Here is a 13,585-nt window from a genome sequence, read left to right on the forward strand (position 1 = left end):
TGATCATCGTGGCACGTACCCTTTCTGCCGAACGCCGGGAAAGATCCGAGGGACCTCAGCCGTGCCGGCTGCCGCCGCCCCATCCGCCGGCGATCTCGCTGTTGCCGGACTCGGTCTGCTCACCGATGCGCCGCACCAGATCCAGCTTGTCGCCCTGCAGACCCACCGACTCACCGAGTTGGACGTAGGCCGGGAGCACGTACTCGGCCATCATCTTCCGCACGGCCTCGCGGACCTGCATCGTGAACTCGTCGTCGGCGGGCGCGCCGGCGGCCCACCGGCACGCCGCGATGTCCACCAGCGGCGTGAGGGTGTTCTCCAGGTCCGTCCGGAACTGGCCCAGCAGCGGCACCCGCTGGGCGAGCGCGTCCCCGGAGAACTCGATCGACCCGCTCATGCGGTCCTCCCCGCGCCCGGCGACCCGTCGCCCGCGGCGCTGACCATGCCCACGATGCCCTCGATCAGCTCGTCGACCGAGGCCGCCTGGCGCGCGGTGTCGTGCAGTCGGGGCAGATCATCGGTCAGCGCGGCGGTGCTGGCCATCAGCTTGCGCTGGGCGTCGTCACGCGCCCGCCCGGCGGTCTTCACGATCAGGTCCGCCAGCTCGGCCGGTGCGAGCCGACGGTACGCGTCGCCGTGGAAAGTGAGCTGCTGAAGCTCACCCTGCCCACCCACGGTCACCGACAGCAGCCGCTCCTTGTCCCGGACGGTGATCTTCGCCTGCTGCACCTGCTGGCGTACGCGATCGGACGCGGCCTGGACCTGCTCCAGCGCCGACCTCATCTCGGCCAGCAGTTCCTCATCCCCCAGTGATCCCATCGGGCACCTCCTCTGTAAGCCTCACGCCCGAACCGGGGCGCCGGGTTCACCCGGCGCCCCGGCTGATCACCGTCCCCGGTACGGGCGGCGTTCGTCCTGCGTCGGGTTCCGCACGTCGCCGGACGTCGGGTACTCGTCGTCCTCGCCCCGGTTCGGCTTTCCCCGCCGGCCGATCACCGCGGGCGCGCACTCCGGATCGGTCCCCCAGACCCGCTCGTCCTCCTTGAGCCAGGTGTTGCGCTGGCGCTCCCGGTCCTGGTTGCCCCCCATGCCGGGGCCGCCCATCATTCCGGGCATGAAGGGCATGCCGCCGCCCATCTGCGCGGCCGCGTTCGATCCGCCGGGCAGGCCGGTGTTCCCGACCGCGCCCGGCACGCCACCCACCCCCTTGCCGATGCCGGCGGTCCCCGCCCCGCCGGGGGCCAGGCCCAGCCCGGCCTGGCTCAGCCCGCCCGGTGTGCCGGACACGCCGGGCACCGAGGACAGGCCGCCGGTGCCGACCACCAGACCGGGAATGGTCGGGTGTGCCCCCGCGCCGGGCAGGCTCACGTCTCCGATGACCATGTCCGCACCGGTCTTCGGCGGGAGCGGCGACACGTCCAGGCCGTCGACCTTCGTCGGGAACTTGCTGGTGTCCACCGGGGACGTCGGCCAGGTCTCCAGCTGCTGCAGGCCCCCCACCGCGTTCGGCAGGTTGAGGTTGGCCCGCTGCGCAGCGGTCAGCGGAGTCTCGTCCAGCAGCCCGGCCCGCCGTAGCGCGTCGAGCTGCGCCGGGGTGAGCTGACCCAGCATCGGGTTCTCGCCGGCCGGGACCCCGAGGCCGTTACGGCGCAGGAAATCTGCCTGCTCAGGGGTAAGCGGCACGTTGTCGAGCAGTCCCGCCGAGTCCAGCTGTCGGAGCTGATCCGACGTCAGCCCGCCCAGCGACTGCGGGGAGGACCCGACACCGCCGCCGTTGGTGAACGGACTCGACGCCTGGAACCCGGCACTGCCCGGAGCGTTGGCGAACGGATTCAGCCCGAAACTCGACGCCCCACCACCCGGCGTGTTCGCGAACGGATTCAGCCCGAAACTCGACGCCCCACCACCCGGCGTGTTCGCAAACGGATCCAACCCGAAGTTCGCCCCCGCACCACTCGGCGTATTCGCATACGGATTGCCGACGTTGGCGAACGGATTACCGACGTTCGCAAACGGGTTACCGACGTTCGCAAACGGATTGCCGACGTTCGCAAAAGGATTACCGATGTTGGCGAACGGATTGCCGATATTCGCGAACGGATTGCCGATGTTGGCAAACGGATTGCCGATATTCGCGAACGGGTTGTACCCGTTCGGCCCGGCGGCCTGGTTGGGCATCGGCAGGGGCGGCACCGGATCCGGGGCCGTGACGGTCAGCTGGTTGCGCGCACCCGTGAACGCCGTCACCAGTTTCGCCGCCTCGGTGAGCACGGGCGCGAAGGTGGTGATGAGGTTGTCGACCCATTTCTGGCGCAGATGCACCTCCAGCCTGTTCCACTCGCCGAGGTTGAACGCGTCGAACGGTTGCCAGCCCAGCCATCCCGGCGGGGTCCAGAGCACCGTGGGCTCGTTCGCGTCGCCGTTCTCCTCGAACGTGTACTTGCTCGCGGCGTCCGAGTACTGGGTGCCGAGGTTCCACGCGTTCGAGGGGTTGTTCCCGCTGTCTCCGTACTGGAGGGTGCTGCCGTTGAACATGGCCGCGATGACCCGGTACGGATGCTGCCAGGTGCCGATCGGGGTGATCTGGGACCACGTGCTGGTGGCGGTCAGCAGGGCCTTGACGAACGCCTCGGACGCCGTGACCATCGAGCTCAGCGCGCCATCCCACCGCTTGTTCTGGGTCTGGATGTCGCTGAGGTAGTGGTTCGCGGTGAGCACTCGGTGGTACCAGGCCGACTCCGCGGAGCCCTTGAATTCGGGGCTCTTGATGTTCACCTGCTTGACCTGGGTCGACAGGGTGCCGGAGATGCTCGTGGCGCGGGTGGTCAGGAAGGTCAACACCTGCCGGACGGCCTGCAGCGAGTCCGGGTCGAACGAAGTGCCCCTCCCCGCCACCTGGGGAATCTCGTTGCGCACCCGCTCCCAGGCGGTGCCCAGGGCGATGACCGGGTTGGCCGCGCCATTGACCGTCGCGTTCGGATCGTCGGTGTTGCGTTCCTGCCCCTGCTTGTTGTCTCTGTTGGTCACTCCCACCCACACCGTCACGCGGGTGATCTTCTTCGTGGCGCCGGCTGAGTCATACCACCGGTAGAAGGTGACCGCGTCCTTGTTGTACTCCGGCGCCCAGCCGCCGGTGTGAGTGAGCGTGGACGACTGCGCGATCAGCCAGGACCCGGAGCCCCTGACGGCGGCCGGCCGGAAGGCGCCGTTGATCGCGCTCTTGCCCGCCCCGGACTGGCCGCCTCCGCTGCCGGAGGATGTGGCCAGGCTGTGCTGTCCGGGCGCGCCGCCGAGCACGAGACCGAGGATGCTCTCCAGGACATCCTCGATCGTACTGATGTTGGTCATTACTATCCCGCCGACTTGGGCATGAAGTACTCGAACTGCTCGGCGCTGAGCGTGCTCAACTGCTCAGTGGCTTCGGAGTCGGCCAGCAGGAACTTGACCCCGTGCTCCAGCGTGTAGATCTCCCCGCGCGCGCTCTTGATCCGCCCGGCCACCCCCGACCGGACACCGTCGATCGAGGCCACCACGTCCACCGCCTCGGAGAAGTTCGCCCCTCCGAGCCTCATCACGAACGGCTTGGTCAGGTCGACGTTCGACTCCGGAAGATTACCGTACTTGAAGACCTTGCCGTACAGCTCGTCGATGCTGTCCACCTGGTCGGAGTAGGTCTTCTGCAGCTTCTTGAGGTATTCCTCGTTGATGACGATCGGATTGTTCTTCATCGCATTTCCTCCCAGCGGAAGTCGCGGCCCGGTGCCCCGATGCAGGCCGGCGCACCAGACCGCGACGCGTCCGGACGTTGGGGCCTAACTGAAGATTGCCGTGCCTCTGTTGTCGCCGTTGACGTAGGCGTGAATGATTTCCTGGAGGCGCTGCTGGCCAACGCCCAGGGCCGCCTTCATCTCGATCTGGCCCTGGTTCCACTGTGCCTGGGCAGCGGCGTAGGCCTCGGGCGCCTGGCCGTTGTTGGCCACTGTGAACCGCTGCACCGAGACCTGCAGCGCCTGCAGCGAATCATCCAGCTTGCCGGTCACCGCGACGAGTTCCTGAACGACCTCCGTCGCCGCGGCGGGATTGATGTTGTAGTTGGCCATCCTCGGCCTCCTTCACGTTTCGCTGTCAGATGGGTAGGCGGGTCGGCGGGTCCGGCGTCAGGGCGTGGCCCATCCGCCGGCATACGAGGTGGTGGTGTCCTCGGTCGAGGCCGTCAGGTTCGAGTAGGTCTGCATGTTCTCGTTGAGCAGGTCGAGGCTCTGCCGGACCCGCTGGAAGCCGGCCATCCACTGGTCGATGGCCTGTAGGAACTTCGGCGCGGCCGCGTCGCTCTGCCACTTCATGAGGAGCTCGGCGCGCGCGCTCTCGACCGCCGCCGCGATGTTCTTGCACTCGCCCTGGGTGGTGTTGAACTGGCTGACCATGCCGGTGATAGTCGCTTGATCAGCGACAATTCCCCCTGCTGCCATGCTGCTCTCCCTGTCTGCGCTCCGGCGATGTCCCATCGCCGGTCGGGTGGGTGATGTGTTGTGCGGTGCCCCGGGGGGGCCGGTGGGATCGGCTTCGTGGAGCTGGCGGCGTCACCCCCCTCCGGGGCGGACCAGAGCGGGGCCGGTCGGCAGCAGGCCGACCAGCGCCGGTGGCATCACGACGGCCTGCTCGGGCGCGTACCCCAGGGCGGTGAGGTCGGCTGCGGCGACCTGGTACCTGACGCCCCGCTCGTCGACGAGGGTGTTCGGCGGCTGCTGCGCCGGCCAGGCGGGGGCCTCGCCCGCAGGCCGCAGCAGGGCACCTCCGCCCGGCGCGACCCGCACCGTCGCCCGGGGTTTGGTCCCACCGCCGGGCTTGGCCTCCCCGCCGGGCTTGGCCTCCCCGCCGGGTGTGGTCTCCCCGCCGGGCTTGGCCCCGCCGCCGGGTGTGGTCTCCCCGCCGGCGGCCGGCGGCACGGCGACCCTGGTCGTCAGCACGACCGTCGGCCCGTCCTCGGACCGGCCCGTGAACTCCAGGCAGACCGCGGTGCCGTCCGGGGCGGCCCGGGGCTTCGGCGGGGTCGCCGGCAGCGTGGTCAGCGGACGGGCCAGGGTGCGCCGGGGGGTGGCGGCCAGGTCGGCCGGGGTGATGGTGGTCTCCCCGGAGGAGCCCGGCCGGGCCCGCTCCAGCAGGTACTCGGTGGCAGTCAGCGGCGCCAGCCCGTCGGTGGTCATCAGGTACTGGCCGACCGTCCCGTTACCCAGGTCGACGCGGAACAGGTCACCGACCGATGTCCGCCGGCCGGCCACCGTCGGCCCGGGTCTGCCGGCGTCCGGAACGACCGCCGGGCCGGCGCTGCCGGCGAGCGGGATCAGGTCGATCCAGGACGGGGCGACCGGCACCGGGGCCGACAGCCCCAGCCCCAGCACGTCGGCCACCCAGGCCTGGCCGAGCAGCAGTCGCCGCCCGCCCCACAGCAGGTACGTCCGCTCGGCCGCGATGACCGTCAGGGCCTCACCCGGGTCGAGGGGGGCCGGGGCCGCGGGTACGTCGATGTCCACCACGACCCCCGCGGCGCCCTGGTCGCAGACGCGCCACACGCCCTGGTTGATCCGCTCCGGCGGCAGGACCTGCGGCCCGCCCGGCGTGCCCACGGGCTCGCCCCTGGAGACCTTGCCGAGCTGGGACGAGTCCACCGTGATCGGGGTGAGCCGGCTACCGGCGAGCAGCGTGGCCGTGGCGAGGTCGTGCACCGGCCGCAGCTGGCCGGAGACCAGCACGTACCGCGCTCCGGTCGAGGCGTCCACGACCAGCATGCCCGCCTGCTGCCACTTGGTCGAGCCCGACGACCCGGGGAAGATCGCCCAGATCGCGACCACGCCCAGCAGCAGGACCCCGAGCAGCACACCGACGAGGGTGCCGGTGCGGTCCCGCCGGGTCGGCGACTCGGAGGTCTCCGGTTCGGCCCGCACCAGCGCCCCGGTCACCCGGGCCATCATGTGCCGCTGCGCATCCACCTGATCCCGACGGGAGGCCATGTCAGCCCACCCGTGCCCGGATCACCGCGATCACACCCATGATCACCACAGCCGTCGGCAGCAGCGCGGCGACCGCGACGGTGTGCGTCCAGTCGCCCAACCGGCCCCAGATCGGATTGAACCGTCGGCGGCTGGCCATCCGGGCAGCCGCACCGCAGACCAGCACGAGGGCGAGGCAGAAGCCGATGGCCGACAGCGCGGCCGACGTGCCCCGGCCACCGGCTGCGGTCACGCACCAGACCACCATGGCGACCAGCGCCGGGCCGGCCAGCGCCAGCCGGTGCCAGGTGCTGGTCATCGCGCGGGTGACGAGAATCTGGGCGGCGGCGGCCAGCCAGGCGGCCAACGGGGCGGACCAGCCCGGCGCGGTCACCAGCCACACCATCGCGACCCCGGAGACCAGCCCCAGCACCGTGTAGAGGGCGGTCATGAAGTGGTCCGCGAGGGCGGCCCCGTCGAGCACGTCGGCCGCCGGGTGCGGCTCGATGTCCTTCTGCAGCTCCGCCGGTTCGACCGGCATCTCCGGCAGGGTGAAGCCGGCGAGCTTGAACGTGGCCGCCGGCACGGCCAGCCGCAGCACCGTGGTCACCGTGACCAGGACCGCGGCGACCGCGGTCCAGCCCAGCCCGGCCTGCTCGCGCAACAGGCCAGCAGCCGTGACGAGCAACCACAGGCACGCCAGCCCGACGATGACCGGCCACCTGCCGGTTTGCGGAACGACCAACAGGCACACCAGCAGCGCGGTGACCGCACCGACGGTGGCCCCCACGAAGATCAGCCCGGTCAGGGCCGATTCGGCCTCGGCACCCGAGAGCTTCTGCGCGACCACGTCGAGGGCGACGAGCACCGTCGCGGTCACGCAGGCGCCGCCCAGGATGCCGGCCAGCACCCGGTCGGCCAGCCTGTGGGCCACGGCGTACGCGGCGGCGCAGCAGAGCACCGCCGAGGCCGCGAGCAGCACCGTGCGGCTCCCGTCGTCCCGCCACCCCTGCATCGCAGCCAGACCCGCGCCCAACCAGACGGCGAACAGCAGCAACGCGGCCAGCCGGGTGGTCTGCGGACGCCACAGCCCGGACCGCTTCTTGATGCCGGCCGAGACGCCGTCGATGAGATCGTCGTAGGCCAACGGCGGAATCTGGTCCGTGCGGGGACGCACGTAGACCATCTCCCCGTCGAGCAGCTCCAGATCGGCGACGGTGCGCGACTCGTCCAACGCCGGCCCGCCGAGCCGGCGCGCGATCCAGCCGCTGTGCTCCAGCCCCCGGTCGGCGAGGTCGGGGCCGAGTGCGCTCAGCAGGGCCGGCATCATGTCGGCCAGCGGGATGTGGGTGGGTAGGCTCACGTCGACCTGGCTGGTCGGTCCCACGACCAGCAGCCGACAGAGTTCCCCGCGATCCTGGCTCATATCTCTAGCACGCCTGGCTCTCGTACGGAGTTCACCGTCTCGGCGGGCAGCGGTGGCATGTCACCGCGCCGTCCGCAGGCGGGCCGGGACGGTCCGCGCGCCCAGGAACCAGAACTCCCGGCCGGTGCCGGCCTCGGAGCCGAACCAGATGTCTGGTTCGGCGGTACGGTCCAGCAGCGCCTCCGCCTCGGGCGGCAGCGCGACGACATCCAGGGTCTGGTCCTGGTTGCGCCGGCGGTCGGTGACCGACGTGACCGCCCCGAGGTCGGTGCTGAGGTCCCCGAAGGCGAGCAGCAGCGCGGTCCACGCCAGGTCCGGGTCCGGCAGCCCACGGATCAGCGGGGCGACGGCGGTGAGGGCCAGGTCCCCACCACGCGACAGGTACTGCCAGCGCAGCAGGTTCACGCAGTCGATCAGCGTCGGCAGCGGATCCGGGTCCAGGCAGGCGACCGGTGGCTCGCCGGTCACCGGCGGCAGCCAGCTCAGCTCGCTGTTCCCGCGCACCGCGGGCGCCGGCTTGACCAGCTCGGCGGCGGTGATGCCCAGCCTCGCCAGCAGCCAGTGGTGGACCCGGCCGGTCCGTCCCGGGGTGACCGCCCAGGTCCACGTCGCCGGCTCACCGACAAGGCTGGCGGGCCGCTCCGGCTCACCGCCAGGACCGGGGCCGGGCTGCGCGGGCTCACCGGCGGCGAACATCGTCCGCTGGTCCCGCAGGTAGTTGTACCGCGCGCCCTCCAGCCACAGTGCCAGCGCGGGATGCCCCGACGGCGCCAGGATGACGTCGTTGAGGACGATCTCGTCGGTGAGCGCGTTGAGGGTGAACCCGTGCGGCGACGCGGCGACCCGGTCGAACAGCGCCGGCAGCCGGGTCGGCCCGTCGGCGTCCGGCCGGCCCCGCCACCGGCCACGGAACAGCCGGTACCCGTTCCCGCCGCCGCCCGACCCGGCATCGTCACCCGGCACGGCGTCGTTGGTCGGCACGGCGTCGTTGGTCGGCACGGCGTCGTTGGTCGGCACGGCGTCGTTGGTCGGCACCGCCTCGTCGGCCGGCACCGCGTCGGCACGGTCGGGGCCGCCGGCCGCCTCCTCGGGCGGGGCCGCGACGTCGGGCAGGAAGTGCAGGTCCCCGTCGGCGTACAGGCCGCCGAAGCGGTGCACCACCTCGACCCGCAGGTGGTCGCTGGCGGCCGCGAAGGCCTGCGGCGACCGCTGACCCAGCTCCAGGGCGAACGGGGTGTGCAGGGTCATCGGCGCGCTCGCGTGGAACACCTCGGACACGTTGACCAGGTGGATGCCGTGGGTGGCGGCCCACGCGAGCAGGTCGCGGACCGGGGCCAGCGGGTCGGGCCTGCCGGGTGGGTCGGGCCGGGCGGGCGGGGGCACGCGGGCCGCGTCGAACCGGGCGCGGGGGATGTCGGTCCACAGTACGAAGTCGACCTCGCCGGCGTAGTGGGCGGCGGCGGCACCGTAGTTGACCCAGAAGCTGTTCGTCGCGGGCAGCGCCCGGCCGAGCCAGATGCCGTGCACGACGTGCGGGATGACGGTGGTCTCCGGCAGCGGTGGCGTCTGCTCCGGCTGCCCCCAGCGCCGGTCGGAGCCGGCCCGCGCGTACGTGCTGACCCGGCCGGCGTCCGCGGCCAGGGCGTCGGGCGTCAGGTCGGCGGCGCGCGGTGCGGCACGGGTCATACTGATCCGCCGCAACAGCGGCGCGACCAGGTACGGCGGCAGGCGGCGCAGGTCGACGCCGGTGAGGAAGCCCGGCGCGTCGGGCGCGCGCCGGGTGTGGAAGATGTCGCCGCCGATCCAGCGGCGAGCCAGGTTCTCCTCGACCGACCAGGTGTACAGGCCGGGGTAGGTCAACTGGCGCAGCCAGCCCAGCAGCGCCCCGTCGCACGGCCACGCGGTCGGCACGGCCGACGGCCCGGGCAGGCAGGCCACGGTCCGCAGCCGCCGCGCCAGCTCCTCCGCCGCCCCGGAAACCGGACGGGGCGGCGGCGGGACGGCAGCCGTCCGATCGGGCCCGGGGACCAGATGGGGCGGCGGGGCGGCGGCGACAGCAGCGGCAACGGGACGGTCGGGCCCGGGAGTCGACGGTGTGCCCGACGGGCGCGGGCGGGTGCCGGTGCGCGTCATCGGTCCGAGCTGGTCTGGTCGGCGGGGGCCGGGACCAGGGCGGTCTGGATCAGCCGGCTGCCGCGCCGGGTGCACAGCTGGGCCCGTCCCGGCGGCAGCGACCGGGGCTTGGTGCTGCCCAGCAGCGGGCCCTCGGTCGGTGGGCAGGACAGGGCGACGTCCGGGGTGTTCAGCTCCTGGATCCGCCGCAGCAGCGGGTCCATCGACAGCCGCATCGCCCCGGCGGCGGCCCGGGCGACGACCACGTGCAGGCCGATGTCGCCGCCCTGGGGAAGCAGCGGAATCAGCCCGGCCAGCGGGTTGTCGTGCCCGGCCAGCAGCTCGTAGTCGTCCACCAGGACGAACAGTTCGGGGCCGCTCCACCAGTCGCGGGCGCGCAGCTGCTCCGGGGTGATGTCCGGGCCTGGCACCCGCTGCGCCAGCCCGGCGAGCGCCTCCCCCACCGTGTTCCGGGTGCTGTCCGGGGAGACCGAGTAGCCCAACCGGTAGGCCTCCGGGATGTCGTCGAAGAGCTGCCGCCGGTAGTCGACCGCCATGATGCGGGCCTGCGCCGGCGTGTGACTCGCCGCGACCGCGCGGGCCACCAGGCGCAGCAGGTTGGTCTTGCCGCTCTCGGTGTCCCCGAGCACGGTCAGGTGGGGCATCGCCCGGAAGTCGTGCCACACCGGCGCTAGCCGATCCTCGTCGACCCCCAGCGCGACGCGCGCCGGCTCCGGCGTCGGCAGTTCGTCCATCGGGAGTGCCAGTGGCAGCGTCCGGACCTCGGCGGCCCGCTCCCCGGGCCAGTTGTCCACGATCGCCGACACCAGTTCCTCGGCTGCGGCGTCGAGCCCCTCGGCCGACTGGACGCCGTCGATGCGGGGCAGCGCGCCCAGGAAGTGCAGCTTCGACTCGGTCAGGCCGTGACCGGGCCGGCGGGGCACCTGCGCCGCCGCGCGCAGGTCGATCCCGGACTCGACCGGGTCACCCAGGCGCAGCTCCAGGCGGGTGCCGATCTTGTCCCGCATGGACATGTGCAGCTCGGACCACCGGCTCATCGTGCACATCACGTGGATGCCGTAGTTCAGGCCCCGCCCCGCGATCTCACGGGCCATCTCCTCGGCCGCCTCGAACTCCTGGCGCAGCGTGAACCATCCGTCCACCACCAGGAAGACGTCGCCGAAGCGGTCCTGCGGGATCTTGCCGGCCGCCTGGGCCTGCCGGTACATGTCGCGACCGTGGATGCCCAGCTCCGCGTACCGGCGTTCCCGGTCGACCAGGATCGAGCGGACCTCGGCCACCGTCCGCAGCACCCGCTCCGGCTGGTGCCGGCCGGTCACCCCGCCGATGTGGGGCAGGCCGGCGAGCCCGGCCAGGGACCCACCGCCGAAGTCGATGCAGTAGAACTGCAGCTGGTGCGGGGAGTGGGTCAGGGCCAGCCCGCACACCAGCGACCGCAGCAGGGTGCTCTTGCCGCTCTGCGGCCCCCCGGCGACGCCGACGTGGCCGCCGACACCGCCCAGATCCACCACGAGCAGATCGCGCAGCTGCTCGAACGGCTTGTCGATGAGGCCGAGCGGCACCCGCAGGTACGTCTGCCGGCCCGCGTCCACCGGGCGCAGCCCGTGCTCGGGATCGGGCAGCAGCGGCGGGAGCACCTCGTCCAGCGTCGGCGCGTGCTCCATGGGCGGCAACCAGACCTGGTGAGCGGGCGGCCCCTGGTCGACGAGGCGGTCCACCAGCGCGTGCAGCACGGTGGTGCCGGTGTCGACCGGCTGGTCCGGCGTCTGGTCCGGCACCTGGCTCACCGGCGGCGTCGAGAACGACAGGGGCCGGGCGGTGAACGGGACGACCTGGCTGGCGATCACCGCGTGATGCAGCTTGACGCCGCGTACCCGGTGCGGACCGGACACGTACGCGGCCTTGAACCGGGTGATGCTGGTGACGCTGGAGCGCAGGTATCCGTTGCCCGGCTCGGCCGGCAGTTCGTAGGCGTCCGGCACGCCGATGACCGCCCGCGACTCCATCGCGGAGAAGGTGCGCAACCCGATGCGGTACGACAGGTGCCCCTCCAACTGGTGGATGCGGCCGTCCTCCAGCCGCTGCGAGGCCAGCAGCAGGTGGACCGCGAGCGACCGGCCGAGTCGGCCGATCATGACAAACAGCTGGATGAAGTCCGGATTCGCGGCGATCAGCTCACTGAACTCGTCCACGATGACGAACAGCGTGGGCAGCGGGTCGAGGTCCATCCCGTCCGCGCGCGCCTTCTCGTAGTCGCGCACCGAGCTGAAGTTCCCCGCCCGGCGCAGCAACTCCTGCCGGCGGATCAGCTCCCCGTGGACGGCGGCCTGCATCCGGTCGACCAGCGCGGCCTCGTCGGCCAGGTTGGTGATCAGCGCGGACACGTGCGGCAGCCGGTCGAGCCCCACGAACGTGGCGCCGCCCTTGAAGTCCACGAGCACGAAGTTGAGCGTCTCGGAGGAGTGGGTGGCGGCCAGGGCCAGCACGAGGGTACGCAGCAGCTCGCTCTTGCCCGACCCGGTCGCGCCGATCAGCATGCCGTGCGGCCCCATCCCGCCCTCGGCCGACTCCTTGATGTCCAGGTCGATCGCGGAGCCGTCCGCCGCCACCCCGATCGGCACCCGCAACCGGTCCACCGCTGCCCGACCGCGCCACAGCTCGGTGGGGTCGAACTCGTCCAGATCGGCGATGTTCAGCAGGTCGGGCAGGTCGAGGACCGCGTTGAGCCCGCTGGAGGGCTGCTCGCCGGTGACCTTGGTGCCGTGCCGGGCCATGATGCGCGCCAGGGCCCGCAGGCGCACCGGGTCCAGGCCGTCCGGAGCGGCGAGCCGGGTACGCACCTCCCGGCCCACGTGGTCGCGCTCCACCATCTGCACGTCCGTTTCGGACACGTCCAGATTGAGCACCTGCTCGTCCCCCGCCGCGCCGCGCCCGCCGAAGTCGATCAGGACCGCGTTGCGGTATCCGGAGACGACGAGCCGGGCGCCCGGCGGGATGACCCCGCCGTCGCAGACCACGACGACGAACGGCTCGTCGCGCGAGGGCTGGGCTTGGCCGTCGTACCGTGATCGGGCCGCGAAGTCGGCGCCCAGCAGCCGCTCCACCTCCTCCAGCGTGCTGCCGCACAGCCGGACCGCACCGGCCGCGTCGGCGTCGGAGGCGTGCTTGGCGTGCGGCAGCCACTTGACCCACTCCCACTGCGGGGCCTGCTCGGCGCCCACGCACACCGCCAGGCGCAGCTCGTCGGGGGCGTGGAAGGTGACGAGCTGGGCGAGCATGGCGCGCACCATGCCCAGCGCCACGTCCCGGTCGCCGCCGATCCGCACGTGCGCGAACCCCGACAGGCACAGCGCCACCGGCTGGTCGGGCAGCGTCGCGTACGCCTTGATGAACCGCCGCAGGGCCTTGGCGCAGACCGGTTCCAGGTCCTCCACCGGCTTGCTCTCCACCGGGGTGATGCGCACCGCCAGGCGCTGGGAGCCGGTCCCGATCCGGATCTCGGCGAAGTCCGGGTGGGTCGGCCGGCGCTCCCACAGCCGACTGGTCATCGCCAGCGACCACAGCGACTCCGGGTGCGGGTGACGCCAGGCCAGCGCGCCCCGCTGCTTCTCGGCGTACTCCCGAACCTGTTGGCGGGTCTGCGACAGGTAACGGAAGTAGTCGCGACGGTCACCGTTGATCTGGTCCTTGCGGTTGCCGGAGGTCATCGTCATCTGCATGGCGACCATGCCCAGCATGCCGCCGCCCATCATCACGATCATGACCATGCCCATCGGGCTGTCGAGCGTGCCCCGCCCGAAGAACATGAACATCATCCCGCCGCTCATCAGCAGGGTGGGCAGGACCATCCCGACCGAGCGGAACCCGCCGGGCTGGGCCTCCGGGACGACCGGAGGCTCCTGCAGGGCGATGTCGCCGTGCGGGAGCTCGGGTCCGTTGCGGCGGGCCGGCCGCCGGTAAGGTTTGGTGCTCACACTCAGAACACGGATCCGGGGCGCGAAGGGTTTGCCGTACCGGCATGTTCGTCGAAATCCATCGA

General features: G+C 72.0%; 10 protein-coding genes. All 10 read right to left on the reverse strand.

Annotated features, from left to right (window positions below; all coding sequences use genetic code 11):
• Window positions 1-55 precede the first annotated feature (55 nt).
• The 10 genes from GVV04_RS03705 to eccCa all read right to left on the reverse strand — a co-directional run bounded on the left by GVV04_RS03705 (window position 56) and on the right by eccCa (window position 13,520).
• The gene (locus GVV04_RS03705; protein WP_161684382.1) at window positions 56-397 is read right to left on the reverse strand and encodes a hypothetical protein; all 342 of its coding nucleotides are present in this window, start codon (window positions 395-397) and stop codon (window positions 56-58) included.
• The gene (locus GVV04_RS03710) at window positions 394-819 is read right to left on the reverse strand and encodes a YbaB/EbfC family nucleoid-associated protein (protein ID WP_161684384.1); all 426 of its coding nucleotides are present in this window, start codon (window positions 817-819) and stop codon (window positions 394-396) included. Before GVV04_RS03710 ends, GVV04_RS03705 begins: the two co-directional genes overlap by 4 nt.
• A 66-nt stretch (window positions 820-885) precedes the next feature.
• Entirely contained in the window at window positions 886-3,297 is a 2,412-nt protein-coding gene (locus GVV04_RS03715) for a hypothetical protein (protein WP_161684386.1), read from the reverse strand.
• 53 nt (window positions 3,298-3,350) lie between these two features.
• Entirely contained in the window at window positions 3,351-3,728 is a 378-nt protein-coding gene (locus tag GVV04_RS03720; protein WP_161684387.1) for a hypothetical protein, read from the reverse strand.
• Between the two features lie 84 nt (window positions 3,729-3,812).
• Window positions 3,813-4,100, reverse strand: a complete 288-nt coding sequence (locus GVV04_RS03725) for a WXG100 family type VII secretion target (RefSeq protein WP_161684389.1) — start codon at window positions 4,098-4,100, stop codon at window positions 3,813-3,815.
• A gap of 57 nt (window positions 4,101-4,157) precedes the next feature.
• Window positions 4,158-4,505 carry a WXG100 family type VII secretion target gene (locus GVV04_RS03730; RefSeq protein ID WP_328822186.1) on the reverse strand — a complete coding sequence of 116 codons (348 nt, stop codon included), beginning with the start codon at window positions 4,503-4,505 and terminating at the stop codon, window positions 4,158-4,160.
• A gap of 75 nt (window positions 4,506-4,580) precedes the next feature.
• Window positions 4,581-6,008, reverse strand: coding sequence for a type VII secretion protein EccB (gene eccB, locus GVV04_RS03735; protein WP_161684393.1), 1,428 nt, complete (start codon window positions 6,006-6,008; stop codon window positions 4,581-4,583).
• Between the two features lies 1 nt (window position 6,009).
• A complete protein-coding gene (gene eccD, locus GVV04_RS03740) occupies window positions 6,010-7,413 on the reverse strand; it encodes a type VII secretion integral membrane protein EccD (protein WP_161684395.1) in 1,404 nt (467 codons plus the stop codon).
• Window positions 7,414-7,473: 60 nt separating this feature from the next.
• The gene (locus GVV04_RS03745) at window positions 7,474-9,546 is read right to left on the reverse strand and encodes a glycosyltransferase family 32 protein (protein ID WP_161684397.1); all 2,073 of its coding nucleotides are present in this window, start codon (window positions 9,544-9,546) and stop codon (window positions 7,474-7,476) included.
• On the reverse strand, window positions 9,543-13,520 hold the full coding sequence (gene eccCa / locus GVV04_RS03750) for a type VII secretion protein EccCa (RefSeq protein ID WP_161684399.1): 3,978 nt from the start codon (window positions 13,518-13,520) through the stop codon (window positions 9,543-9,545). Before eccCa ends, GVV04_RS03745 begins: the two co-directional genes overlap by 4 nt.
• Window positions 13,521-13,585 lie beyond the last annotated feature (65 nt).

This window comes from Micromonospora rubida, from assembly GCF_009908295.1.
GTDB lineage: Bacteria > Actinomycetota > Actinomycetes > Mycobacteriales > Micromonosporaceae > Micromonospora > Micromonospora rubida.

Excerpts from the sequence above, each read along its gene's own strand:
- GVV04_RS03705 (WP_161684382.1), bottom strand. The coding sequence starts at position 397 with ATGAGCGGGTCGATCGAGTTCTCCGGGGACGCGCTCGCCCAGCGGGTG.
- GVV04_RS03710 (WP_161684384.1), bottom strand. The coding sequence starts at position 819 with ATGGGATCACTGGGGGATGAGGAACTGCTGGCCGAGATGAGGTCGGCG.
- GVV04_RS03720 (WP_161684387.1), bottom strand. The coding sequence starts at position 3,728 with ATGAAGAACAATCCGATCGTCATCAACGAGGAATACCTCAAGAAGCTG.
- GVV04_RS03725 (WP_161684389.1), bottom strand. The coding sequence starts at position 4,100 with ATGGCCAACTACAACATCAATCCCGCCGCGGCGACGGAGGTCGTTCAG.
- GVV04_RS03730 (WP_328822186.1), bottom strand. The coding sequence starts at position 4,505 with ATGGGACATCGCCGGAGCGCAGACAGGGAGAGCAGCATGGCAGCAGGG.
- eccB (WP_161684393.1), bottom strand. The coding sequence starts at position 6,008 with ATGGCCTCCCGTCGGGATCAGGTGGATGCGCAGCGGCACATGATGGCC.
- eccD (WP_161684395.1), bottom strand. The coding sequence starts at position 7,413 with ATGAGCCAGGATCGCGGGGAACTCTGTCGGCTGCTGGTCGTGGGACCG.
- GVV04_RS03745 (WP_161684397.1), bottom strand. The coding sequence starts at position 9,546 with ATGACGCGCACCGGCACCCGCCCGCGCCCGTCGGGCACACCGTCGACT.